Consider the following 26,539-nt stretch of genomic DNA (forward strand, 5'->3'; position numbering starts at 1 on the left):
ATGATTAAGGTTGCGCCATCAATTCTTTCCGCCGATTTTGCTTCACTGGGCGAGGAAATTAAAGACGTGGAAAAAGGAGGGGCGGACTATATCCATATTGATGTCATGGATGGCCATTTCGTCCCTAACATTACAATCGGGCCGCTTATCGTTGAAGCCGTCCGTCCGGTGACTGATCTGCCGCTGGATGTCCATCTTATGATTGAAAACCCGGACCGCTACATCCCGGCATTCGCAAAAGCCGGTGCGGACATCCTTTCCGTTCACGCTGAAGCGTGTCCGCATCTTCACCGGACCATTCAATTGATAAAAGAGCAGGGGGTAAAAGCGGGAGTTGTGCTTAATCCGCATACGCCCGTCCAAATGATTGAACATGTGATCGAGGAGCTTGACCTTGTGCTGTTAATGACGGTTAACCCCGGTTTTGGCGGACAGCGCTTCATTCATTCGGTTCTGCCGAAAATCCGTCAGGTCAAACAGCTGGCTGAGGAGAAAGGCCTGTCTGAGCTTTTAATCGAGGTGGACGGAGGCGTTAATAAAGAAACAGCCCCTTTATGCGCTGAAGCGGGCGCCAATCTGCTTGTTGCCGGGTCTGCCGTATATAATCAGCCGGATCGGAAAAAAGCCATCGCTGACATCCGAAACGCATCATAAACATGCTGAAAAAGAGCCCGGTGAAAGCCGCCGGCTCTTTTCGCGTCTAAGAGAGAGGATAGCATATGAAGACAATCAATATCGTTGCGGGCGGCCCGCGGGAGCTTATTCCCGATCTATCCGAATACACAGACGGAGATACGACGTGGGTCGGAGTTGATAAAGGGACGGTTGCTCTTTTGGAGGCCGGAATCATTCCGCAGGAAGCTTTCGGTGATTTTGACAGCATTACGGAAGAGGAGCTCATGCAGATTCAAAAAGCGGCGCCGGCCCTCCATGTGTATCAGGCGGAAAAAGATTATACCGATCTTGAACTCGCCCTTGACTGGGCTTTACAAAAAGAACCGGAAAACATTCGGGTATTCGGTGTGACGGGCGGAAGAGCCGATCACTTTTTAGGGAACATCCAGCTGCTGTATAAAGCCTTACATAAGCATACCGATGTCAAGCTGATCGACCGGCAGAATGACATTCAGATGTTCGGGCCCGGCCGTTATACAATTGAAGAAAAAGTGCGCAGACGCTATATTTCTTTCATTCCGTTTACGGAAGCGGCAGACGGCCTGACACTCGACGGTTTTAAATATCCCCTTGATAATTGTCATATTCCTCTGGGTTCCACACTATGTATTAGTAACGAACTCATTCATTCACGAGGTACTTTTTCGTTTGCAAAAGGCATATTAATAATGGTAAGGAGCGCGGATTAGAAAAGCGGCTTCTGCCATATGCGGAAAAAACCATGAATCCTAAAGTGATGAACGCAGCGGATACGGGACTTATAGGAGGGGACAAAATGAAATTTTATACCATTAAATTGCCGAAGTTTTTAGGAGGAATTGTCCGGGCGATGCTGGGCTCATTTAGAAAAGAGTAAGCCCAAGAAGCTGAAATTGCCCTCTTTGAACGCATAAAAAACGCCTGCCGCATAAAAGGGCAGGCGTTCATTTTTGCTTATACACGCTCAACTTTACCGGATTTTAAAGCCCGGGCAGATACATACACTTTTTTAGGTTTGCCGTCAACGAGGATGCGGACCTTTTGAAGGTTGGCGCCCCAAGTACGCTTAGAAGCGTTCATTGCGTGAGAACGGTTGTTTCCGGCTTTTGTTTTTTTACCTGTAATAAAACATTTACGTGCCATTTGTTTCCCTCCTAACTGCGCGAAACATCTTTTTAAACATAGTGTCTCAGATGCTTTCGTTATACAATACTTTAAATAATTTACCACAGCTAAAAACCGTTTGCAACCTATTGTTTCCCTTACTTTCAAGAAAAATCACTTGACATGTAAAACCAATCACATTTCCGCGCTGAAGGCCGCTGTCTGTATCTTTTCTTTTCATAATGGGATACATATAGTAGAATAATGATAACTCTATGCACCTGAAGGAGGAACCTGTGTGTCCATTGAAATGAAGACAAAATACGGACAGATTGATATATCCAACGAAGTCATCGCAATGGTTGCCGGAGGCGCTGCCATTGACTGTTACGGAATAGTGGGGATGGCCTCAAAAAACCAGATTAAAGACGGTTTGTCTGAAATCCTCCGGAGAGAGAACTTCGCAAAAGGCGTACATGTCCGTCAGGAAGCCGAACAAATACATATCGACATGTACATTATTGTCAGCTACGGCACTAAAATATCCGAAGTAGCCCACAATGTTCAGACGAAGGTAAAATACACAGTAAATCAAACAATCGGACTTGCAGTTGATTCTGTAAATATTTATGTCCAAGGCGTACGAGTAACGAACCCGTAGTGAGGAGGATGAGTATTGTCTAGACGAAACTTAGATGGGAGAGCTTTTGCGGCAATGATTCTGGCGGGGGCTGAGACATTGTCTCAAAACGCATCCGCGGTGGATGCGCTGAACGTGTTTCCCGTTCCTGACGGCGATACCGGAACAAATATGAATTTATCGATGTCATCCGGTGCAAGAGAGGTAGAGCACATTGACTCACCCGACATCGGCAAAGTCGGCATCGCCCTGTCAAAAGGCCTGCTTATGGGAGCGAGAGGAAACTCAGGGGTGATCTTGTCCCAATTGTTCAGAGGTTTCACAAAGAGCATTGAAAACAAAAACCAAATTGACGCCCAAGAGTTTGCCGCAGCACTCCAAGCGGGAGTGGATATGGCATATAAGGCGGTTATGAAACCGGTTGAAGGAACGATTTTAACCGTGGCCAAGGATGCGGCTAAAAAAGCGGTCGCCTCGGCCAAAGAAGAAACCGATATTATTTCAGTCATGGAGGCCGTTATTGAAGAAGCGGAAGCGTCGCTCAACCGCACGCCGGATCTGCTTCCTGTTTTAAAGGACGTCGGTGTCGTTGACAGCGGCGGAAAAGGTCTGCTTTGTGTATATGAAGGCTTTTTGGCTGCTTTAAAAGGAGAGGCCGTACCGAAAAAAGCGGTTCTTCCGGCACTCGATGATATGGTGAATGCCGAGCATCATAAAAGCGCGCAGAGCATGCTGAGTACAGAAGACATTGAATTCGGATTTTGTACGGAAGTGATGGTGAGGCTGGATCAAGATAAACGGACGTTCAAGGAAGAGGCGTTCAGAAACGAACTGAGCCGTTTCGGCGATTCATTGCTGGTCGTGGCTGATGATACGCTGGCGAAAGTTCATATTCATGCCGAAGAACCAGGGAACGTACTCAATCTCGCACAGCGTTACGGCGATCTGATTAAAATTAAAATTGAAAACATGAGGGAACAGCATACTTCAATCATCAGCCAAGAACATGATGAAAAAAAGCCGGCCGGCGTTATGAAAGAAGCCCGCAAGCCTTTTGGCATCGTGACTGTGGCAATGGGAGAGGGCATTTCTGAATTGTTTACGAGCATCGGCGCTTCACACGTAATCGAAGGCGGCCAGACAATGAATCCGAGCACGGAAGATATTGTTGAAGCCGTTCAGTCTGTCAATGCGGAGACGGTTTTCATTCTTCCGAACAATTCCAATATTGTGATGGCTGCCAATCAGGCGGCGAGCGTGGCTGAAGAAAATGTCATTGTCATTCCGGCAAAAACGGTCCCTCAAGGCATGACCGCCCTGCTTGCGTTTAACCCTGACCAGCCGGCTGATGTAAATGAAGCCAATATGCTTGAGGCCATCCGGAATGTGAAAAGCGGACAGGTGACATATTCAGTCAGAGACACCCATATTGACGGCAAAGATATTAAAAAAGGTGATTTTATCGGCATTTTAAACAGTTCAATTATCGGCAGCGCCGAAGATCGGATAAGTGCGGCGAAATTGCTGCTGGATGAAATGATCGGGGAAGAAGATGAAATCGTCACCATCCTGTACGGAGAGGACGCGCCGGAAGAAGAAGCTGAGAAACTCGCTGAGTATATTGCTAGTGTCTGTGAAGATATCGAGGTTGAAATCCATAACGGCAGACAGCCTCTGTATCCATATATATTTGCGGCAGAATAGAAGGGCTTATCAGGCCCTTCTATTCTTATGCCTTTATTTACCTGCGGCAGTGCGGCAGTGTGCCTGCTTGCCAATTGAGAAATGTTCAATTAGTCTAAAGAAAAGCGCTGAATGAAGTGATGTTAAGGAGGAGCAAACCAGCATGAAGTATAGAAGCGTTTTTGATATTATCGGCCCGGTCATGATCGGTCCGTCCAGTTCACATACCGCAGGCGCCGCCCGGATCGGCAGAGTGGCCAGAAGCTTATTCAGGCGGGAGCCCCGCCGGATCGTTGTGTCTTTTTACGGATCATTTGCAGAAACGTATAAGGGTCACGGCACTGATGTCGCGATTATCGGCGGCCTGCTTGATTTCGATACATTTGATGAACGGATTAAAACAGCGATTCAAATTGCGGAAGAGAAGGGCATATATGTAGAGTTCCGTACAGAGGATGCCGTGCCCGTTCATCCGAATACGGCGCGTATCGTCATTTCTGATGATGAGGGAGAGCTTGCCCTTACCGGTATTTCCATCGGCGGCGGAAAAATAGAAATCACGGAGCTTAACGGCTTTGAGCTGCGACTTTCCGGAAACCACCCGGCTATTTTAGTCGTTCACAATGATAAATTCGGCACGATTGCAGGCGTTGCCAATGTGCTTGCGAAATTCTCCATCAACGTCGGACATATGGAAGTGGCGCGTAAGGACGTCGGCCAGCTTGCGCTGATGACGATTGAGGTCGATCAGAATATTGAAGAAGAAGTGCTTGACGAGCTTTCAACACTTCCTAATATTATACAGGTTACTAAGATAGCTGACTAAAAAGTCAGGAGGAAAATGACATGTTTCGTAATGTAAAAGAATTAATAGAAATCACTCAAGAAAAACAAATTCCGATTTCGGAAGTGATGATCACCCAAGAGATGGAAGTGACGCAAAAAACACGGGAAGAAATCTTTTCAGGAATGGAGCGCAATCTCTCCGTCATGGAAGCAGCTGTTGAAAAAGGGCTGAAGGGCGTCACGAGTCAGACCGGTTTAACAGGCGGAGATGCCGTGAAACTTCAGGCATACATCCAATCGGGAAGAAGTCTGTCGGGCAATCTGATTTTAGACGCCGTTTCTAAAGCTGTGGCGACAAATGAAGTCAATGCGGCGATGGGAACGATCTGCGCTACACCGACCGCCGGCTCTGCCGGGGTTGTGCCGGGAACGTTATTTGCCGTAAAGCATAAGCTGAACCCTACGACAGAACAAATGATCCGTTTTCTGTTTACAGCCGGCGCGTTCGGTTTTGTCGTAGCAAATAATGCGAGTATTTCAGGAGCGGCAGGAGGCTGTCAGGCGGAAGTCGGATCAGCATCAGGCATGGCAGCGGCCGCGATTGTGGAAATGGCGGGCGGAACGCCTCAGCAATCAGCGGAAGCAATGGCGATTACACTGAAAAATATGCTCGGTCTCGTATGTGACCCGGTCGCCGGATTGGTAGAAGTGCCGTGTGTCAAACGAAACGCAATGGGAGCATCCAACGCGATGATCGCGGCGGATATGGCGCTGGCCGGGATTACAAGCCGCATTCCTTGCGATGAGGTGATTGACGCGATGTACAAAATCGGCCAGACAATGCCGACAGCACTGCGTGAAACGGGACAAGGCGGTTTAGCTGCGACACCGACGGGAAGAGAATTAGAGAAAAAAATTTTCGGAGGAGCGCTGAAATCAAGTGACACACCATCAGCAAACTAGTATAGCGGAAATTAAGGGCATTGGGCCGGAAACAGAAAAAACATTGCACGAACTTGGTATCTATGACATTTCTGATCTTCTGAATTATTTCCCTTACCGTTATGACGACTATGAGCTGAGGGATTTAGAAGAAGTAAAACATGAAGAAAGAGTGACGGTAGAAGGGAAGGTTCATTCAGAACCTTCTCTTACCTATTACGGCAAAAAACGAAACAGGCTGACATTCAGGGTGCTTGTCGGCAATTATTTAATTACCGCGGTCTGCTTTAACCGTCCCTACTTAAAAAAGAAACTGACGTTAGGTTCTGTCGTCACGATATCCGGGAAATGGGATAAACACAGACAGACCGTTTCCGTGCAGGAATTAAAAAACGGTCCTCATCAAGAAGATAAAAGCATTGAGCCTGTTTATTCCGTTAAAGAAAACGTCACCGTAAAAATGATGAGACGGTTTATTAAGGAAGCGCTGCAGCATCATTTGGACAGTGCAGCCGATCCGCTTCCTGAAAAATTGAGAATCCGCTACAAGCTGCCTGATTATAAACATGCCCTGCAGACGATGCATCAGCCTGAAACGAGGGAATCGTTACAGCAGGCAAGACGCCGGTTTGTTTATGAGGAATTCTTATTATTTCAGCTGAAAATGCAGGCGTTCCGTAAAGCGGAAAGGGAACAGTCAAAAGGCATCAGCCATGTGTTTCCTGCTGAAAAGCTCACCGCTTTCACAGACAGCCTGCCGTTTTCGCTCACGACCGCACAGGCGCGCGTGCTTCGGGAAATTACCGCTGATATGACATCCCCTTACCGAATGAACCGTCTGCTGCAAGGTGATGTCGGTTCAGGGAAAACGGCCGTCGCCGCCATCGCTTTGTACGCTGCGATTCTGTCGGGGCATCAGGGGGCATTAATGGTGCCGACTGAAATTCTGGCCGAACAGCATGCAGATTCTCTCGTATCGTTGTTTGCAAATGAAGATGTAAATATCGCGCTTTTGACGAGTTCTGTAAAAGGAAAGCGGCGCAGGGAGCTTTTGGAGCGGCTTGCTCTCGGAGAGATTGATATTTTAGTAGGGACCCATGCTTTAATCCAGGATGAAGTGGAATTCAAAGCGCTGAGTCTTGTTATTACGGACGAGCAGCACCGGTTCGGGGTCGAACAGCGCAAAAAACTCAAGAATAAAGGTCAGGATCCGGATGTGCTGTTTATGACAGCCACTCCGATTCCGAGAACGTTGGCCATTACCGTCTTCGGAGAAATGGATGTTTCCGTGATAGATGAAATGCCCGCGGGGCGAAAACAAATCGAAACGTATTGGGTGAAACACGACATGCTGGAGCGGATTTTGGCTTTTATAGAAAAAGAGCTGAAGCAGGGAAGGCAAGCCTATATTATCTGCCCGCTCATTGAAGAGTCGGATAAACTGGATGTACAGAATGCGATTGACGTATATAACATGCTGTCTGACGTTTACCGCGGTAAATGGAATGTCGGCCTGATGCACGGGAAGCTCCATTCTGATGAAAAAGATCAAGTGATGAGAGAATTCAGCGCTAATCAATGTCAGGTACTTGTGTCAACAACCGTCGTAGAAGTCGGGGTGAACGTGCCGAATGCGACGATTATGGTCATCTATGACGCCGACCGTTTCGGATTATCTCAGCTCCATCAGCTCCGCGGCCGGGTCGGGCGGGGAGACCACCAATCTTTCTGCATCTTGATGGCCGATCCGAAATCCGAAACCGGGAAGGAACGGATGAGAATCATGTCAGAGACAAACGACGGCTTCGAGCTGTCTGAAAAGGACCTTGAACTGCGCGGTCCCGGTGATTTCTTCGGAAAAAAACAGAGCGGTATGCCCGAGTTCAAGGTGGCGGATATGGTTCATGACTACAGAGCTTTGGAAACGGCCCGCCAGGATGCGGCCAATCTGGTGTCTTCAGAGGCTTTTTGGAAAGATGACGAATACCGCATGCTGCGCGGTCAATTACTTTCAAGCGGCGTCTTAGAAGGGGAGAAATTAAGCTGATTCTGTAAAATTCGGCGGCTTTCAAAAAACAATCATTGCATTCCAATCTATGAGATTATATACTACTATTAGTACCTAGTCTTAATTGTCCGGATGGTGTTTACAGATGAGAAGAAGCAAGAAAGAACGCCAAAAATTATTGCAGCAGACGATCAAATCGACACCCTTCATCACAGATGAAGAATTAGCGGGGAAATTCGGCGTCAGCATTCAGACGATCCGTTTAGACCGCTTAGAGCTCTCAATACCGGAGCTGAGGGAAAGAATTAAAAACGTGGCAGAACAAACGCTTGATGATGAAGTGAAATCATTGTCTTTAGACGAAGTGATCGGTGAAATCATTGATCTGGAGCTTGACGGCCAGGCCATTTCCATATTAGAAGTAAGACGCGAACATGTCTTCAGCCGCAATCAAATTGCGCGGGGGCATCATTTGTTTGCGCAGGCGAACTCACTCGCCGTAGCCGTCATTGATGATGAGCTGGCGCTGACCGCAAGCGCAAATATCCGCTTTACAAGACAGGTGAAAGAAGGCGAGCGCGTCGTTGCGAAAGCCAAAGTGACGGCAGTCGAAAAAGAAAAAGGCAGAACGGTAGTTGAAGTCAACAGCTATGTGGGAGAAGAAGTCGTGTTCTCCGGCAGCTTTGACATGTACCGTTCAAAACAATCATAAAGGTGGAGCATGCATGAGAATAGCTGTAGATGCAATGGGAGGCGACAACGCACCCAAAGCTGTTATTGACGGAGTAATGAAGAGTATTGAGGCATTTGACGATCTTCATATTACGCTGGTCGGTGACAAGACAACGATAGAATCACACTTGCCAACAACATCAGACCGCATCACTGTGTTGCACGCCGATGAAGTGATTGAACCGACGGATGAACCGGTCCGCGCCGTACGCAGAAAGAAAAACTCTTCTATGGTGCTGATGGCGCAGGAAGTGGCTGAAAACAGAGCGGACGCCTGCATCTCAGCGGGGAATACGGGCGCACTCATGACAGCGGGACTGTTTATCGTCGGCAGAATTAAAGGAATCGACCGGCCTGCGCTTGCGCCGACGCTTCCGACCGTTTCAGGCGACGGTTTCCTTCTTTTGGACGTGGGCGCCAATGTCGATGCCAAACCGGAGCACCTCGTCCAGTACGGAATTATGGGATCTGTATATGCCCGGCAGGTCCTCGGAATCAGCTCGCCCCGCGTCGGATTGTTAAATGTCGGCACGGAAGAAAAGAAAGGAAACGACCTGACAAAAAAGACGTTTGAATTATTAAAAGAAACAAACGTGAATTTTGTCGGAAACGTTGAGGCGAGAGACTTGCTCGAAGGCGCTGCTGACGTCATCGTTACAGACGGCTTTACGGGCAACGTCACGTTGAAAACATTGGAAGGTTCAGCGTTATCGATTTTCAAAATGCTGAAAGATACACTGACTTCAAGTTTTGTTTCTAAGCTCGCAGCGGGAGTGCTGAAGCCGAAGCTGATGGAAATGAAACTGAAAATGGACTATTCTGAGTACGGCGGGGCGAGTCTTTTCGGTTTGAAAGCGCCCGTCATTAAAGCGCACGGCTCTTCTGACGCACGCGCTGTTTACCATGCGCTGCGCCAGGCGAGAGAAATGGTCAGCCAAAACGTGGCCGCATTTATAGAAGAAGAAGTAAAAGAAGAAAAAACAGATGAGTAGTCTGGAGGTTACCGCATCATGAGTAAGATTGCATTTTTATTTCCCGGACAGGGATCACAATATATCGGTATGGGAAAAGACCTGTACGAACGCGAAGAAGCGTCAAATCGTATTTTTGATGAAGCGGATGAAACGCTTGAAACAAAGCTGAGCTCGCTCATTTTTGAAGGTGACGCCGAAGAATTGACCCTTACATACAATGCGCAGCCTGCGCTGTTGACAACGAGCATCGCCGTATTGGAAAAGTTTAAAGAATCCGGCATCACCCCTGATTTCACCGCCGGCCACAGCCTCGGAGAATATTCGGCGCTTGTTGCGGCGGGAGCGATGACATTTAAAGATGCCGTTTACACGGTAAGAAAACGGGGAGAATTCATGAATGAAGCCGTGCCGGCCGGAGAAGGCGCCATGGCCGCTATTCTCGGAATGGATGCGGAGTCCTTGAAAAAGGTGACGGATCAAGTGACGGAAAACGGTCATCTCGTACAGCTTGCAAATCTGAACTGCCCCGGCCAGATCGTCATTTCCGGAACGGCAAAAGGCGTGGAGCTGGCTTCAGAGGAAGCGAAAAACAACGGAGCAAAACGGGCGATCCCATTAGAAGTAAGCGGACCGTTCCATTCTGAATTAATGAAGCCGGCAGCGCAAAAACTCGAGGAGGTGCTCAGCGCCTGTGAGTTAAAAAATGCGGCTGTTCCCGTGATTTCAAACGTTTCGGCTGACGTTATGACGGAAAAAGACGATATCAAGAAAAAACTGATCGAACAGCTGTATTCGCCTGTTCGCTTTGAAGAAACCATTAACAAACTGATTGACGAAGGCGTCACGACGTTTGTTGAAATCGGGCCCGGAAAAGTGCTTTCAGGCCTTGTGAAAAAAGTGAACCGCCGCCTTAAAACAATCTCGGTTTCTGACCATGAAACCATCGAACTGGCGATTCAAACGCTGAAGGAGGAGAATCAGGATGCTTAATGAAAAAACAGCAGTGGTAACGGGAGCGTCCCGCGGAATCGGGCGGGCGATCGCGCTTGATCTTGCGAAAAACGGCTGTAATGTAGTAGTCAACTACTCCGGGAATGAAGCGAAAGCGAACGAAGTCGTAGATGAGATCAAATCTTTGGGCCGAAACGCGATCGCCGTAAAAGCCGATGTATCAAATTCCGAAGAAGTACAAAACATGATGAAAGAGGCTGTCGCTGCATTTTCTTCAATCGACATTCTCGTGAACAATGCGGGGATCACAAAAGACAATCTTCTGATGAGAATGAAAGAAAATGAATGGGATGATGTCATTAACATTAACTTAAAAGGTGTATTCAACTGCACGAAAGCCGTTACAAGACAGATGATGAAACAGCGCTCCGGCCGGATTATCAACGTATCATCAATCGTCGGCGTCAGCGGAAACCCCGGCCAGGCAAACTATGTGGCGGCAAAAGCCGGTGTAATCGGCTTAACGAAGTCATCAGCCAAAGAGCTTGCGAGCCGAAATATTACGGTCAATGCCATTGCTCCGGGCTTTATTTCCACGGATATGACGGACAAGCTTTCTAAAGAAGTCCAAGATGAAATGCTGAAGCAGATTCCGCTCGCGCGTTTCGGTGATCCTTCCGATATCAGCAGCGTTGTTACGTTCCTTGCTTCTGAAGGATCGCGTTATATGACGGGCCAAACCCTTCATATTGACGGCGGAATGGTGATGTAAAGATTTGTTTTTAAAATTTCATCCTAGTTTCTCTAGTTTTTTAAAAACGAATCCTCTATAATACTTGAGGGGAGGTGAATTGCTATGGCAGATACATTAGAGCGTGTAACGAAAATCATCGTAGACCGCCTTGGCGTTGATGAAGCTGACGTCAAACTTGAAGCTTCTTTCAAGGAAGACTTAGGTGCTGATTCCCTAGATGTAGTTGAGCTTGTTATGGAACTTGAAGACGAGTTTGATATGGAGATTTCTGACGAAGATGCTGAAAAGATTGCAACAGTCGGCGACGCTGTGAACTACATACAAAACCAGCAATAAGCTGATGCTAAAAGTCCCGCCTGACAGCGGGGCTTTAGCCCTTTAATCGTTCGGTTACCGGCGTCTGACGCTGTACGCGCTGCTGATTCCGTTTACGGCGGGGAGCGCGGTGAACCTGATGTGCCTATGGAGGTTACTATGTCAAAACACTCACATTTTAAAGATAAAAAAAAGTTCTATAAAAAAATAGAGCAATTTAAAGAGTTCCAAGAACGGATTTCGGTTCATTTTCAAAACGAGAAACTTTTGTATCAAGCATTTACACATTCATCTTATGTGAATGAGCATCGGAAAAAGCCGTATGAAGACAACGAAAGGCTTGAATTTTTAGGTGACGCTGTTTTGGAACTGACGATCTCCCAATTCTTATTTGCCAAATATCCGGCCATGAGTGAAGGAGATTTGACGAAGCTGAGAGCCGCTATCGTATGCGAGCCGTCACTCGTCTCACTTGCCCACGAATTGTCATTCGGCGATCTTGTTCTCTTGGGAAAAGGAGAAGAAATGACGGGCGGCAGAAAGCGTCCTGCGCTTTTAGCGGATGTGTTTGAAGCGTTTATCGGCGCACTGTATCTGGATCAGGGCCTTGAGCCGGTTCAGCAATTCCTGAAAGAGTACGTGTTCCCTAAAATAAACGATGGTGCTTTTTCTCATGTGATGGATTTCAAAAGCCAGCTTCAAGAATTTGTACAGCGGGACGGAAAAGGATCGCTTGAGTACAAAATTCTCAATGAAAAAGGGCCTGCCCACAACCGGGAATTCGAGGCGCTCGTCTCTCTTAAAGGTGAGGCGCTCGGTATCGGGAACGGACGTTCCAAAAAAGAAGCCGAGCAGCATGCGGCACAGGAAGCTCTTGCAAAATTGCAAAAACATCATACGAAACAATAAAATCCCCCTGTATCCCTAGGGGGATTTCAGTATGTCTGCGCCTGATATAAGCGGGTGATTATGATAATATTGAGATACTTATACGATAAGGAGGATCTGGGATGTTCCTCAAACGTTTAGACGTTATAGGATTTAAATCATTTGCAGAACGGATATCCGTTGACTTTGTAAAAGGCGTCACGGCCGTTGTCGGTCCGAACGGCAGCGGAAAGAGCAACATTACCGAAGCCATCCGCTGGGTGCTCGGCGAACAATCAGCCCGCTCGCTTCGGGGCGGAAAAATGGAAGATATCATTTTTGCGGGAAGTGATTCGCGCAAGCGGCTGAACCTTGCCGAAGTCACGTTAACGCTTGATAATGAAGATCATTTTCTCCCGATCGATTATCACGAAGTCAGCGTGACGAGGCGGGTGTACCGTTCCGGAGAAAGTGAATTTCTCATCAACAATCAGCAGTGCCGCCTGAAAGACATCATTGACTTATTTATGGACTCCGGGCTCGGAAAAGAAGCATTCTCCATTATCAGCCAGGGGAAAGTCGAAGAGATCCTCAGCAGCAAAGCGGAAGACCGCCGCAGTATTTTTGAAGAAGCGGCCGGCGTGCTGAAATATAAAACACGAAAGAAAAAAGCGGAAAACAAACTGTTTGAGACGCAGGATAACTTAAACAGGGTGGAAGATATTCTCCACGAGCTTGAAGATCAGGTCGAACCGCTGAAAATCCAGGCATCAATCGCCAAAGACTACTTAGAAAAAAAGAAAGAGCTTGAGCATGTCGAAATCGCCCTTACCGCCTTTGACATTGAACAACTGCATAGCAGATGGTCGGGTTTAAAAGAAAAGGTGCAGGCTGCTAAAGAAGAAGAATTGGCGGAATCATCGGCTCTGTCCGCAAAAGAAGCGATGATAGAAGAGACGAGAGATAAAATCCACGCGCTTGATGAATCAGTCAACGAACTGCAGCAGGTGCTGCTCGTGACAAGTGAAGAGCTGGAAAAGCTGGAAGGCCGGAAAGAAGTGCTGAAAGAGCGTAAAAAAAACGCCGCTCAAAACCGGGAACAGCTAGAGGAATCCGTTACACATTACACGAACAAAGAAGCCGAACTGAAAGCGGACATTGAAAAACAGTCTGCCGTCTATGATAAACTTCGTGCGGAAGTGAAGCGGTTAAACGCCCAGGTGAAAGAAAAGCAGCAGGCTCTCAGTCTGCATAATGAAAATGTAGAAGAGAAAATCGAACAATTAAAAAGCGATTACTTTGAATTGTTAAACAGCCAGGCGTCGATTCGCAACGAGCTGCAGCTTTTAGATGATCAGATGTCCCAATCTGCGGTCCAGCAGGCGAGACTGACCGCAAACAATGAAAAATACCTTGAAGAACGTAACGATATTGCAGTCCGCAAAGCGGCGTGCGAAGAGGAATTGGCCGCCGTTGAAGAGGATATTCACAATCAGGTCGTCCGCTTTCGCGAAGTCCAGACAGCATATGAACAGAAAAAACGCCAGTATGAAAAGAAAGAATCAGCGCTGTATCAGGCATATCAATTCGTCCAGCAGGCCAGATCCAAAAAAGATATGCTTGAAACGATGCAAGGCGATTTTTCAGGATTTTACCAAGGCGTAAAAGAAGTGCTGAAGCAGAAAGAGCAGCTCGGCGGCATCCGCGGCGCCGTTCTCGAACTGATTGCGACCGAACAAAAATATGAAACGGCGATTGAGATTGCACTCGGCGCAGCGGCGCAGCACGTTGTCACAGACGATGAGCAGGCGGCGCGGAAAGCGATTCAATATTTAAAACAGAATTCCTTCGGCCGCGCGACGTTCCTGCCGCTTACAGTTATGAAACCGCGCCAGCTTCAAACCCGTGATGAACAGACGGCTTCAAAGCATCCGTCTTTCCTCGGCACAGCGAGCGGGCTTGTCACATATGATGCGGCGTATCGGAATGTCATTCAAAACCTTCTCGGCACCGTGCTGATCACTGAAGATTTAAAAGGCGCGAATGAACTGGCCAAGCTTCTCGGGCACCGCTACCGCATCGTCACGCTTGAGGGCGATGTCGTCAATCCAGGCGGATCAATGACAGGCGGCGCGGTCAAAAAGAAAAACAATTCTCTGCTCGGCAGAAGCCGCGAGCTTGAGACGGTGACTGCGCGGCTTGCCGAAATGGAAGAAAAAACAGCTCTGCTCGAAAAAGAGGTCAAAGCGCTGAAGCAGGCCATTCAAGAGCTTGAACATACGCTGAGCGGCCTCCGTGAAGACGGTGAGGCTTTCAGAACAAAGCAGCAGGATGTAAAAGGCAGGCTGTATGAACTCGAAGTTGCTGAAAAGAACATCAATACCCATTTGGAGCTTTACGATCAGGAGAAAGCATCACTGACGGAAAGCAGCCGGGAAAAAGAGACGCGCAAATCAGCTCTGGAAGAACAGCTGAGTGAGGCATCCGGCCAGCTGAAAGAGCTTGAGGAAGAGATGGAAAGGCTGACAAAACAAAAGCAGACCCTATCCTCAACAAAAGAAACGCTCTCTCATGAACTGACGGAATGTAAAGTGGCCGCTGCGAAAAAAGAACAGGCGTGCTCGAGTGAGGAAGACAACCTCAAAAGGCTGAAAAAAGAGCTTGAAGAAACGCAGCTCGCTCTGAAAGAAACACGGGAAGATTTAAGCCTCCTGACCTCAGAGATGACGTCCAGCACAAGCGGTGAGGAGCAGCTTGAAGAAGCAGCCCATCATAAGCTTCACGATAAAACGAGAACGATCGAATTGATCGCCAGCCGGCGCGACCAGCGTGTGAAGCTCCAGCGGGCGCTTGATACGAACGAGCTTGAGCTGAAAGAGATGAAGCGTCTGTACAAGCAAAAAACGGACATTCTGAAAGATGAAGAGGTAAAACTCGGCCGGATGGAAGTTGAGCTTGATAATCTCTTGCAGTATTTACGCGAGGAGTACAGCTTATCCTTTGAAGGGGCAAAAGAACAATATCAGCTTGAACTCGAGCCTGAAGAGGCGAGAAAACGGGTCAAACTGATCAAGCTTTCAATTGAAGAGCTCGGAACGGTCAATCTCGGCAGCATCGATGAGTTTGAAAGAGTAAACGAACGGTATCAGTTTTTAACAGAGCAGAAAAATGACCTGACGGAAGCGAAAAACACACTGTTTCAAGTCATTGAAGAAATGGATTCTGAAATGACGAAGCGATTCCATGAAACGTTTATCCAGATCCGTTCTCAATTCAACGACGTGTTCCGTTCTTTATTCGGAGGAGGACGGGCTGAACTGAAGCTGACTGATCCGAATGATCTTCTTAATTCCGGGGTGGACATTATCGCGCAGCCTCCGGGCAAAAAACTGCAAAACTTAAATCTTTTGTCAGGGGGAGAACGGGCGCTGACTGCCATTGCCCTTTTATTCTCTATTCTGAAAGTAAGGCCCGTGCCGTTCTGCGTCCTTGATGAAGTGGAAGCTGCGCTTGATGAAGCCAATGTATTCAGGTTTGCGCAATATTTAAAAAAATACAGCGGCGACAGCCAGTTTATCGTCATCACCCACAGAAAAGGCACCATGGAAGAAGCGGATGTCCTCTACGGTGTTACGATGCAGGAATCCGGCGTTTCCCGAATGGTTTCGGTCAAACTGGAAGAAACAAAAGAATTCGTTCAGTAACGAGGAAAGAGGTTGAAAGATGAGCTTTTTTAAAAAATTAAAAGAGAAAATCACGAAACAGACAGACTCCGTCTCTGAAAAATTTAAAGATGGTCTTGAAAAAACAAGAAATTCCTTCTCAAATAAAGTGAACGAACTCGTCTCCCGCTACCGGAAAGTCGACGAGGATTTCTTCGAGGAGCTTGAGGAAGTGCTGATTGGCGCTGACGTAGGTTTTACAACCGTCATGGAGCTGATTGATGAGCTCAAAAAAGAAGTGAAGCTGAAAAACATTCAGGATCCTCAGGAAGTGCAGTCCGTCATTTCTGAAAAGCTTGTCGACATTTATAACAGCGGCGACGAACAGATTTCTGAATTAAATATTCAGGACGGGCGCCTGAACGTTATTCTGCTTGTCGGGGTAAACGGCGTCGGAAAAACGACAACGATCGGAAAACTTGCCCATAAGCTGAAGAATGAAGGCAAATCCGTTGTGCTCGCTGCCGGAGACACTTTCAGAGCCGGGGCGATTGAACAGCTTGAAGTGTGGGGGGAGCGTACAGGCGTGCCTGTCATTAAGCAGGCTGCCGGAAGCGACCCTGCTGCGGTTATTTATGATGCCGTACACGCGGCTAAAGCAAGAGGAGCGGATGTGCTGATTTGTGATACGGCCGGCCGCCTTCAGAATAAAGTTAACTTAATGAAAGAGCTTGAAAAGGTCAAACGCGTCATCGAACGCGAAGTGCCTGAGGCCCCGCATGAGGTTCTCCTTGCGCTGGACGCGACGACAGGCCAGAATGCGATGGCGCAGGCGAAAGAATTCTCCAAAGCGACGAATGTGACGGGTATCGCATTAACGAAGCTTGACGGCACCGCAAAAGGCGGTATCGTCCTGGCGATCCGCAATGAGCTTCACATCCCTGTGAAACTGGTCGGCCTCGGAGAAAAGGTTGACGATCTCCAGCGGTTTGATGCAGAATCTTACGTATACGGTCTCTTTTCGGATTTAGTTGAAAAAGCCGAAGATTAATGAATAAAAAACGAGTATAAAATGGACGGTTTTATACTCGTTTTTTTATACGCATTGATAGATCGGAATGGAGGGGGCAGTTGTTGGACAAATGGCTGAAAGCTGAATTGGAAAGTAAGATCGGCGCGATAAACCATATGTTGCTGCTGGATGAACAGGGAGGCACTTCAACCGTTCGAAAAATAGTGACCGGTCAAGACGCATTTTTGCTGAAAAGTTCTTTTCAACAGAAGTATCGGGAATGGTTAATGAGAGAAGCCTTCGTTTTACAACAACTGACGGAAACTCGTCGTCTGCCTGTTCCTATTTACTATGGGATGATACAGGAACAGCATGCCAGCCATATCATCATGTCATTTGAGGATGGAATCACCCTGACTTCGGCTTTAAGAAAAGCCAAAGGGGATACTGAAAAGAAAAAGCTGATCAAAAGTTTCGGCCAGTTTCTGAAGCGGCTGCATGAAACCGAAATGGTCTCTGGTTTACAGCCGGAAACAGACTGGCTCGATCTGCAAATCAAACGAGCCGGGGAATATGTCAAAAAAGGACAAGCTGAAGGAAGTGCAGAGCTTTTGAAGGAATTGGACAGGTATAGGCCTGTTCCTGTTCAGCAGACAATGATTCACGGTGACTGCACGACTGATAATGTGCTGGTGAGAGACGGAGAGGTCTATCTGTTTATCGATGCTGCGGGAATATCGGCGGGAGATCCGCGTTATGATGAATCATTAGCGATCAGTCGTTTTGTCACAAATGAATCATGTCTCAATGCTTTTTACGAAGGCTATTGCCGCTATCGTGTATCAAAACAAGAATTCGAGTATTTTAACGACGGTCTGTATGAATTTTTTTGAAAACACTTATTATGTAAAAAGAGCATCCTGCTTTGACAAGATAAAAACTTGACACACGCTCTGAAACCATGTAAACTAAGTTTTTGTAAAGGGATTTGACTTAACAAAGGGGAGAGCTCAAATGTCGCTCGAAAAAACGACGAGAATGAACTATTTGTTTGACTTCTATCAGTCGTTGCTGACGTCAAAACAAAAGAGCTATATGTCGCTTTATTATCTGGACGATTTCTCCCTTGGTGAAATAGCCGAAGAGTATGACGTTTCAAGGCAAGCCGTTTACGATAACATCAAACGGACTGAAGCGATGCTTGAACAATATGAAGAAAAACTGCTCCTTTTTAAAAAGTTTCAGGAGCGTAAAGAAATGTTTACAAAGCTGAAAGAGCTTGCTTCCGGCTTGCAGGAAGAGGAAAAAATGACGGCTCTGATTGAAGCGCTTGAGAAATTAGATTAGGAGGCGGCAAACAATGGCATTTGAAGGATTAGCCGACCGACTGCAAAAGACGATTTCAAAAATCCGCGGAAAAGGAAAAGTCAGCGAACAAGACGTAAAAGAGATGATGCGTGAAGTCCGTCTTGCGCTTCTTGAGGCTGACGTTAACTTTAAAGTCGTAAAGGATTTTGTGAAAAAAGTAAGTGAACGGGCTGTCGGGCAGGACGTCATGCAGAGTCTGACACCCGGTCAGCAGGTTATTAAAGTCGTAAAAGAAGAGCTTACCGAGCTGATGGGCGGCGAAGAAAGCAAAATTGCCGCCGCCAAACGCCCGCCGACCGTTATTATGATGGTCGGGCTCCAAGGTGCCGGTAAAACGACAACCACGGGGAAGCTTGCCAACCTGCTGCGCAAAAAACATAACCGCAAACCGCTGCTCGTGGCTGCGGATATTTACCGCCCCGCCGCGATTAAACAGCTGGAAACACTGGGGAAACAGCTTGATATGCCGGTCTTTTCGCTTGGCGATCAGGTCAGCCCGGTGGAAATTGCCAGACAGGCGATTGAAAAAGCGAAGGAAGAGCATCATGATTATGTGATTTTAGATACCGCCGGACGGCTGCACATCGATCATGAACTGATGGATGAGCTCTCCGGCGTAAAGGAAGTCGCAAATCCTGAGGAAATTTTCCTTGTCGTCGACTCAATGACCGGTCAGGATGCGGTAAACGTCGCCAAAAGCTTTAATGACCAGCTCGGTTTAACGGGCGTCATTTTAACAAAGCTTGACGGGGATACCCGCGGAGGTGCGGCGCTTTCTATCCGCGCGGTCACCGAAACGCCGATTAAATTCGCCGGAATGGGAGAAAAGCTCGATGCTCTTGAAGCGTTCCATCCTGAACGGATGGCATCCCGGATTCTCGGAATGGGTGACGTGCTGACGCTGATTGAAAAAGCTCAGGCGACCGTTGATGAAGACAAAGCCAAAGAGCTTGAGCAGAAAATGAGAACGATGAGCTTCACATTGGATGATTTTCTGGAGCAGCTCGGCCAGGTCCGAAACATGGGGCCTCTTGACGAACTGCTGCAAATGATGCCCGGCGCAGGCAAAATGAAAGGCTTAAAAAACATCCAAGTCGATGAAAAACAGCTGAATCATGTGGAAGCGATCATTAAATCAATGACTGTTCTTGAAAAAGAACAGCCGGATATTATTAACGCCAGCCGGCGGAAGCGGATTGCCAAAGGAAGCGGAACATCCGTTCAGGAAGTCAACCGTCTTTTAAAGCAGTTTGAGGAAATGAAAAAAATGATGAAGCAGATGACCAACATGTCAAAAGGGAAGAAAAAAGGCTTTAAATTACCTTTTATGTAATCGGTTATACATGATAAAACCGTTGTTAAGAAAAAACACTTTACAAACACTTTTATCATTGTTAATATACTATCTTGTTGAAATATTTTCGGAGGTGCTAGTAAAATGGCAGTAAAAATTCGTTTAAAACGTATGGGAGCAAAAAAATCTCCTTTCTATCGTATTGTTGTAGCAGATTCTCGTTCACCGCGTGACGGCCGTTTCATCGAAACAGTCGGCACATACAACCCGGTTGCAAAGCCGGCTGAAGTGAAAATCAACGAAGAGCTTGCTCTTAAATGGCTTCAAACAGGAGCTAAACCTTCTGATACAGTCCGCAACTTGTTCTCAAGCCAAGGAATTATGGAAAAATTCCACAACGCTAAACAAGGCAAGTAATGACTGATCAGAACTTGGAAGATTTGATTGTCAGCATTGTGGCTCCGCTTGTCGACCATCCGGAAGACATAACGGTCACAAAGGAAGAGACTGATCAAAAGATTGCGCTGCGCTTATCTGTCAATAAGTCAGATACCGGTAAGATTATCGGAAAGCAAGGCCGGACTGCAAGAGCGATTCGAACCGTCGTTTTTGCAGCTGGCGCACAGTCTTCTAAGAAAGTTCAATTTGAAATATTTGACTGAAAAAGGGAGAGGGCCGGCACCTCCCCTTTTTTTACACGTAAAAAAGGCAAATGAACAGAAATATGTTGGAAGAGTGGGGAGTCTGGTCCTATGCAGATTATTCACAGGGTAACCGTTATGCAGGTTCTGACCGAGCAAAGCAAGGAAAAGCTTTTGGCCTCTTTTGCAGAAAAAAAGCAAACGCTTGAACGAGAATGCAGCCAGCTCTATTTTCAGCTTAGAAAACATGAAAAAGATCAGCAGAATCCCGATGTAGCGGAATCTTTTAAAAAAGCCATTGAAAAAAGACAAGATAAAATCAAAATGATCGATTTCCAAATAAGCCAGACAGAGTCGCTCCCGCTTGGAAGCGAAGTGAAGGAAAAGGAGATCGATGCGCTGCTTTCAATCAACGTCGGTGATAACTGGCATGAAAAAACAGCGGCAAATACCATCGTCATAAAAGACGGGGTAGTAATTGAAATCCGCCCGAGGTGATAATATGACAAACAGATGGTTTAATGTAGGCAAAATTGTAAATACCCACGGCATTAAAGGCGAAGTGCGGGTCATTTCTAAAACGGACTTTGCCGAAGAACGGTACAAGCCCGGCAATACGCTCTATTTGTTTGCGGAGGGGGCTGCGGAGCCAATCAAAGTAACGGTCAGCGCCCACAGGCTTCACAAGCAGTTTCACCTGCTGCAATTCAAAGAAATGCCGAGTCTCAATGAAGTCGAACACCTAAGAAACATGGTGATCAAAGTTCCTGAAGAAGACTTGGGAGAGCTTGAAGAAGATGAATTTTATTTTCATGAAATCATCGGCTGCGAGGTTGTGTCAGAAGACGGGGAACTGATCGGCACAGTGAAGGAAATCTTGACGCCCGGGGCTAATGACGTATGGGTGGTTGCAAGAAAAGGCAAAAAAGATGCGCTCATTCCGTATATAGCTTCTGTGGTGAAGGATATTAATATAAATGAGAAGAAAATTAAGATTCATGTAATGGAAGGGTTAATAGACGAATGAAAATCGACTTTTTAACACTGTTTCCCGAAATGTTTCAAGGGGTGCTCGGTTCATCCATTCTGCAAAAAGCACAGGAAAAAGAGGCTGTCCGTTTTGACGTCATCAATTTCCGGGCTTTTTCGGATAATAAACACCAAACGGTTGATGATTACCCGTACGGCGGGGGAGCCGGGATGGTGTTAAAGCCGCAGCCCGTATTTGATGCGGTTGAAAAGCTGACAGCCGGTACGGACGCCAAGCCGCGCATTATTCTCGTCTGCCCGCAAGGTGAGCGTTATACGCAGAAGAAAGCCGAGGAGCTGGCGGAAGAGGAACATCTCATGTTTATTTGCGGGCATTATGAAGGGTATGATGAACGGATCCGGGAACATCTTGTCACTGATGAAATCTCCATCGGGGATTTTGTGCTGACCGGGGGAGAGCTCCCTGCCATGATGATTGCCGACAGCGTTGTCAGGCTTTTGCCGGGCGTCCTCGGAAAAGAAGCATCCCACGTGGAGGATTCCTTCAGCACGGGGCTTTTAGAGCATCCTCACTATACGAGGCCAGCCGATTATAAAGGCTTAAAAGTGCCTGAGACCCTTTTGTCCGGCAACCATGCCAAAATACAAGAATGGCGCAATAAAGAATCAATCAGAAGAACCTTTTTAAGACGTCCGGATCTTCTTGAAAACTATCCTCTCACTGATGAGCAAAGAAAATGGATTTCCGAGTGGGAAAACGAATAGATTCTATTGCGCAGGTGATGAAGATATGATAAGATACTACTTGTGGCTTAAGGAGGCTTATCCTTCAGAAGCTTGAAAACGATGTTCCGCTGTGCCTTGCAGTTGTGGCCAAGAGCATCTGTTGGAAGGAGTTGAAAACGATGCAAAAACTAATTCAAGATATCACAAAAGAACAGCTTCGCACTGATCTTCCTGCGTTCCGTCCTGGTGACACTTTACGTGTACACGTAAAAGTTGTTGAGGGTAACCGTGAGCGTATCCAGATCTTCGAAGGTGTTGTGATCAAGCGTCGTGGTGGTGGAATCAGCGAAACGTTCACAGTTCGTAAGATTTCTTACGGTGTTGGCGTTGAACGTACATTCCCTGTACACACACCAAAAATCGCGAAAATCGAAGTTGTACGTTACGGTAAAGTACGTCGCGCTAAGCTTTACTACCTGCGTGAACTTCGCGGAAAAGCGGCTCGTATTAAAGAAATCAGACGATAATGATAACGAACGAAAAGAGCTTGTTACCCGTAACAGGCTCTTTTTTTATATGAAATTTGTAAAAGCGGAACAAGCAACGTAAAATACATAAGAGATCATCGGAACATCCGGTTCCGGTAAATAAGGCAGGTGTCGAAGTCACATGACCATTCAATGGTTCCCGGGCCATATGGCTAAAGCGAGACGGGAAGTAACAGAAAAACTGAAATTAATTGATATCGTATACGAATTGGTGGATGCGAGAATCCCGATGTCATCGAGAAATCCGATGATTGAGGAGATTTTAAAAAATAAGCCGCGCATTATGCTTTTAAATAAAGCCGATAAGGCGGATGCGGCTGTGACTGCCCAGTGGAAGGACCACTTTCAGGAACAGGGCATTCCCTCTCTTTCAATAAACTCCGTTAACGGGCAGGGACTGCATCAAATCGTGCCGTCCTCGAAAGAGCTGCTGAAGGATAAGTTCGATAAAATGAAAGCAAAAGGTGTTAGGCCGAGAGCAATCCGCGCATTAATCATCGGCATTCCGAATGTCGGCAAGTCTACGCTCATTAACCGGCTGGCCAAAAAAAACATTGCCAAGACGGGAGACAGGCCCGGCATTACCACTTCACAGCAGTGGGTAAAGGTAGGCAAGGAATTAGAGCTGCTCGATACACCGGGAATTTTATGGCCTAAATTTGAAGATGAGCTTGTCGGCTTGCGCCTGGCGATCACCGGGGCGATTAAAGATACGATTATCAACCTGCAGGATGTGGCTGTTTTCGGGCTGCGCTTTCTGGAAGAGCATTATCCCGACCGTTTGAAGGAGCGCTACGGACTTCAGGAAATCCCTGAGGATATCGCCGCTCTTTTCGACGCGATCGGTGAAAAACGCGGCTGTTTGATGGGCGGCGGAATGGTTGACTATGATAAAACAACGGAAGTTATCATTCGGGACATCCGGACGGAAAAATTCGGCAGGCTTTCATTTGAAGCACCATCAGAATAAAGACGCGCAGCGATGCGGGTCTTTATTTTTTCCGCAGAATACCGATATACATAATGTAAGGGAGAAGAGAACGTGAATACATTAACCGTAAAAAGCGTAAAAGAACGCCTGCAAGAGATCAGGGACGAAAGCGACCCCTTCCTTGCCCAATGTGAGAAAGACCCGAGAAAAAGCGTACAGACGCTTTTAGAGCAATGGCTGAAAAAGCATGCGAAGGAAAAAGCTCTTAAAGAGCAATGGCTGGACATGACGGCATACGAAAGACTGTCATCCAAAAAGGGCTTCCGCCTGATTGCGGGTGTTGACGAAGCCGGAAGAGGGCCGCTTGCCGGACCGGTTGTCGCCGGCGCCGTCATTTTGCCGGCAGAATGCGAGATTCTCGGTCTCACGGACTCGAAGAAATTGTCGGAAAAGAAGCTCGAGGAGTATTACAGCCGGATCACGGAAGAAGCGGCGGCTGTAGGAGTCGGCATTGTCCATGCGGACGTCATTGACCGGATCAACATTTATGAGGCCGCGAGACTGGCGATGGTAAAAGCCGTCAATGCTTTAACGGAAACACCTGATTATCTGCTTGTTGATGCCATGACCCTTCCGCTTGACATTCCGCAGTCATCAGTTATAAAAGGGGATGCCAAAAGCGTGTCAATTGCCGCCGGAGCCTGCATAGCAAAAGTAACGCGGGACCGTCTCATGGCTGAGTACGCCAAAACTTACCCCATGTACGGCTTTGAAAAAAATAAAGGCTACGGAACGAAAGAACATCTTGAAGCTCTTCAGGCATACGGACCGACAACTATTCACCGAAAAACGTTCGCTCCCGTTCAATCTTATTGTTAGAAAAGAGGCTTAAGACATGAACATTAGCGGCGAAATCCAAGCGGCTTTCAGACAGCTGACGGCGGAAATCCCTCCGGACCGGCAGGACGGCGGTAAAGACAGCGGTACTCAAAGGCTGCTGTTAGGGAAGGTTCTCCGTTTGCTGGACGATCAAAGCGCTCTTATCCAGATCGGCGGCCGGACGATGCAGGGAAAGCTTGAAACCGCCCTCCGGCCGCAGGCGTATTACTGGTTTTCTTATGACAAACAGCCGGCGGAAAAAACGGGCCGGCTTCATGTCATCGATCAATTCGAAGGAAGCCCGAAAACCGTTCAGGAAGCGGCGGGTAGACTGTTAAACGCTCTTTCCGTCAAACCGGGCCCTGTGTCTCTGCAGATTGCCGAAACGTTTATGCAGCAGAAGCTGCCGATGACGGAAAACAGCCTCAAAGCCTGCATCCGCTGGGCTGAATCGCTTCCGGCCGCCGAATTGAAAAAAGCGGCGGAAACAATCGTATTTGCGCTGAAACGGGAACTGCCCGCACATCCGGAAGTCTTGTCAGCCATTCATGCCGTTAAATATCCGGTTCCGACCCGTCGCCTCCTCTCAGGACTGCTTCAGGCAATCAATCAGGCTCCTCAATCGGCAAAAGAGCTGTCTGTGCTCAAAGAGGCGGTTTCTGACGTATTAAACGCGGAAACGGATCTTCATGCAGAACGTCTCTTGAAGAAGCTTGCCGAGGCTGCACGCATGCCGATCCCAGAAACCGGGCTGATGGATGAAGGAGAACGGACGGAATCAAAACAATCACCATTTGTCAGAGAGACTCGTGAAAACGGAAAGGCAGTCTCAAGCCAACCTTCTCCTCCGAGTGCGCGGACAGATCCGGAACTTCCTGAAAAAACGGCAAAACAGATTATAGAGAAATTAATGACATCGGCAGAAAAAACTGAAAACCGCCCCGTAAAAGAAACGGCGGAGATCATTAAGGCTTTCATTTCTCAAGAAAAAACATTTAAAACAGCACCTGTTCTTCAAAAAGCACATCTGACAGAACAGGAGGCGGCTGTTTTCGAAAAAGCCGTTCAGCTCACCGAATTGAAATATGCGGAAAAACATGATGTATTAAGCCTTTTGCAGAAAATCAAAAAAGGATTGGGCACGCGTGATGAATTATCATTCATTACAGCGCTTGAAAAAGGCGTATCTCCGCAGCCGGAGAAACAAGCGCTGAAAACGGCCCTCCAAGCCGTCCGGACGCTTCAAGAAGCGCCCCAATCCGTTAAACAAGAGGCGGAACCGCTTATTCATAAATTAAACGGCCAGCTGCTTATTGAGCAGCATAACCCTTCTTTTACGCAGATGGTGCTGTCATTTCCGCTGGGAGCGTCCGCGTATGAGAATGACATCACAGTTCTCTTTAAAGGACGGAAGAAGCCGGACGGAAAACTCGATCCGTCACATTGCAGGCTCCTGTTTTTGCTGCATCTTGAAACACTGCAAGAAACCGTTGTGGACTGCATGATTCAGCAAAATGTAATGACCATTACGGTTGAGACTGATTTTGAGCTTCAGGCGGCCATCGACCCTCTCGTACCGGCTTTAAAAGAAGCCGTAAAAGAAACGGGCTTCAGCCTGTCAGGCGTCACGTCTAAAAAACGGCGCCCGAAAGACCAGAGCGCTCTTGTGGAAGAGTTTATAGAAAAAGACGGCGGAAGAAAAGTGGATGTGAAAATATGAAAGAGCAAACGCCGTTAAGAAGAGCTGTCGCCCTGCATTACGACCGGCAGAAAGATCAAGCCCCGAAAGTTGTCGCAACAGGCAGGGGGCATGTGGCGGAAAATATTATAAAAGAAGCTGAGAAGGCTGGGGTCCCCATTCAGGAAGACAGAACCCTTGTCGAATTAATGCGCCATTTGACGGTTGACGATCACATACCGGAGGCGCTTTATGAAACCGTTGCCGAAATTTTTTCATTTGTTTACAGACTGGACGAAACCCTGAAAAACGAAAAATAAGGACCATTCATTTCCCGGACTCCGTTTAAATTTATATTTTCAATAAAATAAAAGTTAGAATGTTTGGAAGGATATAAAGA

30 protein-coding genes are annotated in these 26,539 nt (G+C 47.3%); 29 read left to right on the forward strand and 1 reads right to left on the reverse strand.

What is annotated here, in order from left to right; all coding sequences use genetic code 11:
• The 3 genes from rpe (at position 1) to spoVM (ending at position 1,531) form a co-directional block, all read left to right on the forward strand.
• The gene (rpe, locus tag HAP68_RS07640) at positions 1 to 654 is read left to right on the forward strand and encodes a ribulose-phosphate 3-epimerase (RefSeq protein WP_003154331.1); all 654 of its coding nucleotides are present in this window, start codon (positions 1 to 3) and stop codon (positions 652 to 654) included.
• A gap of 65 nt (positions 655 to 719) precedes the next feature.
• Positions 720 to 1,364, forward strand: coding sequence for a thiamine diphosphokinase (locus tag HAP68_RS07645; protein ID WP_015388245.1), 645 nt, complete (start codon positions 720 to 722; stop codon positions 1,362 to 1,364).
• An 86-nt stretch (positions 1,365 to 1,450) separates the two neighbouring features.
• Positions 1,451 to 1,531, forward strand: coding sequence for a stage V sporulation protein SpoVM (gene spoVM, locus HAP68_RS07650; RefSeq protein ID WP_003154329.1), 81 nt, complete (start codon positions 1,451 to 1,453; stop codon positions 1,529 to 1,531).
• A 77-nt stretch (positions 1,532 to 1,608) separates the two neighbouring features.
• Here the strand turns inward: spoVM and rpmB are convergent, their stop codons facing one another.
• Entirely contained in the window at positions 1,609 to 1,797 is a 189-nt protein-coding gene (rpmB, locus tag HAP68_RS07655) for a 50S ribosomal protein L28 (protein ID WP_003154328.1), read from the reverse strand.
• A gap of 259 nt (positions 1,798 to 2,056) precedes the next feature.
• Here rpmB and HAP68_RS07660 point away from each other — a divergent pair, with 259 nt between their 5' ends.
• The 26 genes from HAP68_RS07660 to HAP68_RS07785 all read left to right on the forward strand — a co-directional run bounded on the left by HAP68_RS07660 (position 2,057) and on the right by HAP68_RS07785 (position 26,459).
• Entirely contained in the window at positions 2,057 to 2,419 is a 363-nt protein-coding gene (locus HAP68_RS07660) for an Asp23/Gls24 family envelope stress response protein (protein ID WP_003154327.1), read from the forward strand.
• A 15-nt stretch (positions 2,420 to 2,434) separates the two neighbouring features.
• Positions 2,435 to 4,102, forward strand: coding sequence for a DAK2 domain-containing protein (locus HAP68_RS07665; protein WP_003154326.1), 1,668 nt, complete (start codon positions 2,435 to 2,437; stop codon positions 4,100 to 4,102).
• A 142-nt stretch (positions 4,103 to 4,244) separates the two neighbouring features.
• Complete coding sequence (gene sdaAB, locus HAP68_RS07670; protein WP_003154325.1) at positions 4,245 to 4,907, forward strand: L-serine ammonia-lyase, iron-sulfur-dependent subunit beta; 663 nt, start codon at positions 4,245 to 4,247, stop codon at positions 4,905 to 4,907.
• A gap of 20 nt (positions 4,908 to 4,927) precedes the next feature.
• Positions 4,928 to 5,830: an L-serine ammonia-lyase, iron-sulfur-dependent, subunit alpha gene (gene sdaAA, locus HAP68_RS07675; protein WP_024085294.1), complete on the forward strand. Its 903-nt coding sequence runs from the start codon at positions 4,928 to 4,930 to the stop codon at positions 5,828 to 5,830.
• Entirely contained in the window at positions 5,808 to 7,856 is a 2,049-nt protein-coding gene (gene recG, locus HAP68_RS07680; protein ID WP_015388243.1) for an ATP-dependent DNA helicase RecG, read from the forward strand. Before sdaAA ends, recG begins: the two co-directional genes overlap by 23 nt.
• Before the next feature lie 106 nt (positions 7,857 to 7,962).
• Positions 7,963 to 8,529: a transcription factor FapR gene (fapR, locus tag HAP68_RS07685; RefSeq protein WP_003154320.1), complete on the forward strand. Its 567-nt coding sequence runs from the start codon at positions 7,963 to 7,965 to the stop codon at positions 8,527 to 8,529.
• Positions 8,530 to 8,542: 13 nt separating this feature from the next.
• On the forward strand, positions 8,543 to 9,541 hold the full coding sequence (plsX, locus tag HAP68_RS07690) for a phosphate acyltransferase PlsX (protein WP_003154319.1): 999 nt from the start codon (positions 8,543 to 8,545) through the stop codon (positions 9,539 to 9,541).
• 18 nt (positions 9,542 to 9,559) lie between these two features.
• Positions 9,560 to 10,513: an ACP S-malonyltransferase gene (gene fabD / locus HAP68_RS07695; protein WP_024085295.1), complete on the forward strand. Its 954-nt coding sequence runs from the start codon at positions 9,560 to 9,562 to the stop codon at positions 10,511 to 10,513.
• Positions 10,506 to 11,246, forward strand: coding sequence for a 3-oxoacyl-[acyl-carrier-protein] reductase (fabG, locus tag HAP68_RS07700; RefSeq protein ID WP_003154312.1), 741 nt, complete (start codon positions 10,506 to 10,508; stop codon positions 11,244 to 11,246). Before fabD ends, fabG begins: the two co-directional genes overlap by 8 nt.
• A gap of 84 nt (positions 11,247 to 11,330) precedes the next feature.
• Positions 11,331 to 11,564 (forward strand): acyl carrier protein, encoded by a 234-nt coding sequence (gene acpP, locus HAP68_RS07705; RefSeq protein WP_003154310.1) that lies wholly within the window; start codon positions 11,331 to 11,333, stop codon positions 11,562 to 11,564.
• A 138-nt stretch (positions 11,565 to 11,702) separates the two neighbouring features.
• Positions 11,703 to 12,452, forward strand: a complete 750-nt coding sequence (gene rncS / locus HAP68_RS07710) for a ribonuclease III (RefSeq protein ID WP_003154303.1) — start codon at positions 11,703 to 11,705, stop codon at positions 12,450 to 12,452.
• Between the two features lie 101 nt (positions 12,453 to 12,553).
• Positions 12,554 to 16,114 (forward strand): chromosome segregation protein SMC, encoded by a 3,561-nt coding sequence (smc, locus tag HAP68_RS07715; RefSeq protein ID WP_024085296.1) that lies wholly within the window; start codon positions 12,554 to 12,556, stop codon positions 16,112 to 16,114.
• Between the two features lie 19 nt (positions 16,115 to 16,133).
• Complete coding sequence (gene ftsY, locus HAP68_RS07720; RefSeq protein WP_003154301.1) at positions 16,134 to 17,123, forward strand: signal recognition particle-docking protein FtsY; 990 nt, start codon at positions 16,134 to 16,136, stop codon at positions 17,121 to 17,123.
• Between the two features lie 83 nt (positions 17,124 to 17,206).
• Positions 17,207 to 17,977, forward strand: coding sequence for a phosphotransferase family protein (locus HAP68_RS07725; protein ID WP_024085297.1), 771 nt, complete (start codon positions 17,207 to 17,209; stop codon positions 17,975 to 17,977).
• Positions 17,978 to 18,098: 121 nt separating this feature from the next.
• Complete coding sequence (locus HAP68_RS07730; protein WP_003154299.1) at positions 18,099 to 18,431, forward strand: putative DNA-binding protein; 333 nt, start codon at positions 18,099 to 18,101, stop codon at positions 18,429 to 18,431.
• A gap of 13 nt (positions 18,432 to 18,444) precedes the next feature.
• A complete protein-coding gene (gene ffh / locus HAP68_RS07735) occupies positions 18,445 to 19,785 on the forward strand; it encodes a signal recognition particle protein (RefSeq protein WP_003154298.1) in 1,341 nt (446 codons plus the stop codon).
• Positions 19,786 to 19,890: 105 nt separating this feature from the next.
• On the forward strand, positions 19,891 to 20,163 hold the full coding sequence (gene rpsP / locus HAP68_RS07740) for a 30S ribosomal protein S16 (RefSeq protein ID WP_003154296.1): 273 nt from the start codon (positions 19,891 to 19,893) through the stop codon (positions 20,161 to 20,163).
• Positions 20,163 to 20,408 carry a KH domain-containing protein gene (locus HAP68_RS07745; protein WP_007611392.1) on the forward strand — a complete coding sequence of 82 codons (246 nt, stop codon included), beginning with the start codon at positions 20,163 to 20,165 and terminating at the stop codon, positions 20,406 to 20,408. The genes rpsP and HAP68_RS07745 overlap by 1 nt, the downstream gene beginning before the upstream one ends.
• 90 nt (positions 20,409 to 20,498) lie before the next feature.
• Positions 20,499 to 20,885, forward strand: coding sequence for a YlqD family protein (locus tag HAP68_RS07750; protein WP_003154291.1), 387 nt, complete (start codon positions 20,499 to 20,501; stop codon positions 20,883 to 20,885).
• Between the two features lie 4 nt (positions 20,886 to 20,889).
• A complete protein-coding gene (rimM, locus tag HAP68_RS07755; RefSeq protein WP_003154290.1) occupies positions 20,890 to 21,414 on the forward strand; it encodes a ribosome maturation factor RimM in 525 nt (174 codons plus the stop codon).
• A complete protein-coding gene (trmD, locus tag HAP68_RS07760) occupies positions 21,411 to 22,142 on the forward strand; it encodes a tRNA (guanosine(37)-N1)-methyltransferase TrmD (protein ID WP_003154289.1) in 732 nt (243 codons plus the stop codon). The genes rimM and trmD overlap by 4 nt, the downstream gene beginning before the upstream one ends.
• A gap of 140 nt (positions 22,143 to 22,282) precedes the next feature.
• Positions 22,283 to 22,630, forward strand: coding sequence for a 50S ribosomal protein L19 (gene rplS, locus HAP68_RS07765; protein ID WP_003154288.1), 348 nt, complete (start codon positions 22,283 to 22,285; stop codon positions 22,628 to 22,630).
• Positions 22,631 to 22,772: 142 nt separating this feature from the next.
• A complete protein-coding gene (gene ylqF / locus HAP68_RS07770; protein WP_003154287.1) occupies positions 22,773 to 23,621 on the forward strand; it encodes a ribosome biogenesis GTPase YlqF in 849 nt (282 codons plus the stop codon).
• 72 nt (positions 23,622 to 23,693) lie between these two features.
• A complete protein-coding gene (locus HAP68_RS07775) occupies positions 23,694 to 24,461 on the forward strand; it encodes a ribonuclease HII (RefSeq protein ID WP_014304999.1) in 768 nt (255 codons plus the stop codon).
• Between the two features lie 16 nt (positions 24,462 to 24,477).
• A complete protein-coding gene (locus HAP68_RS07780; RefSeq protein ID WP_024085298.1) occupies positions 24,478 to 26,181 on the forward strand; it encodes a hypothetical protein in 1,704 nt (567 codons plus the stop codon).
• The gene (locus HAP68_RS07785; RefSeq protein ID WP_003154284.1) at positions 26,178 to 26,459 is read left to right on the forward strand and encodes a FlhB-like flagellar biosynthesis protein; all 282 of its coding nucleotides are present in this window, start codon (positions 26,178 to 26,180) and stop codon (positions 26,457 to 26,459) included. Before HAP68_RS07780 ends, HAP68_RS07785 begins: the two co-directional genes overlap by 4 nt.
• Positions 26,460 to 26,539: the final 80 nt, after the last annotated feature.

The organism is Bacillus sp. Bvel1 (genome assembly GCF_014872755.1).
Lineage (GTDB): Bacteria > Bacillota > Bacilli > Bacillales > Bacillaceae > Bacillus > Bacillus velezensis.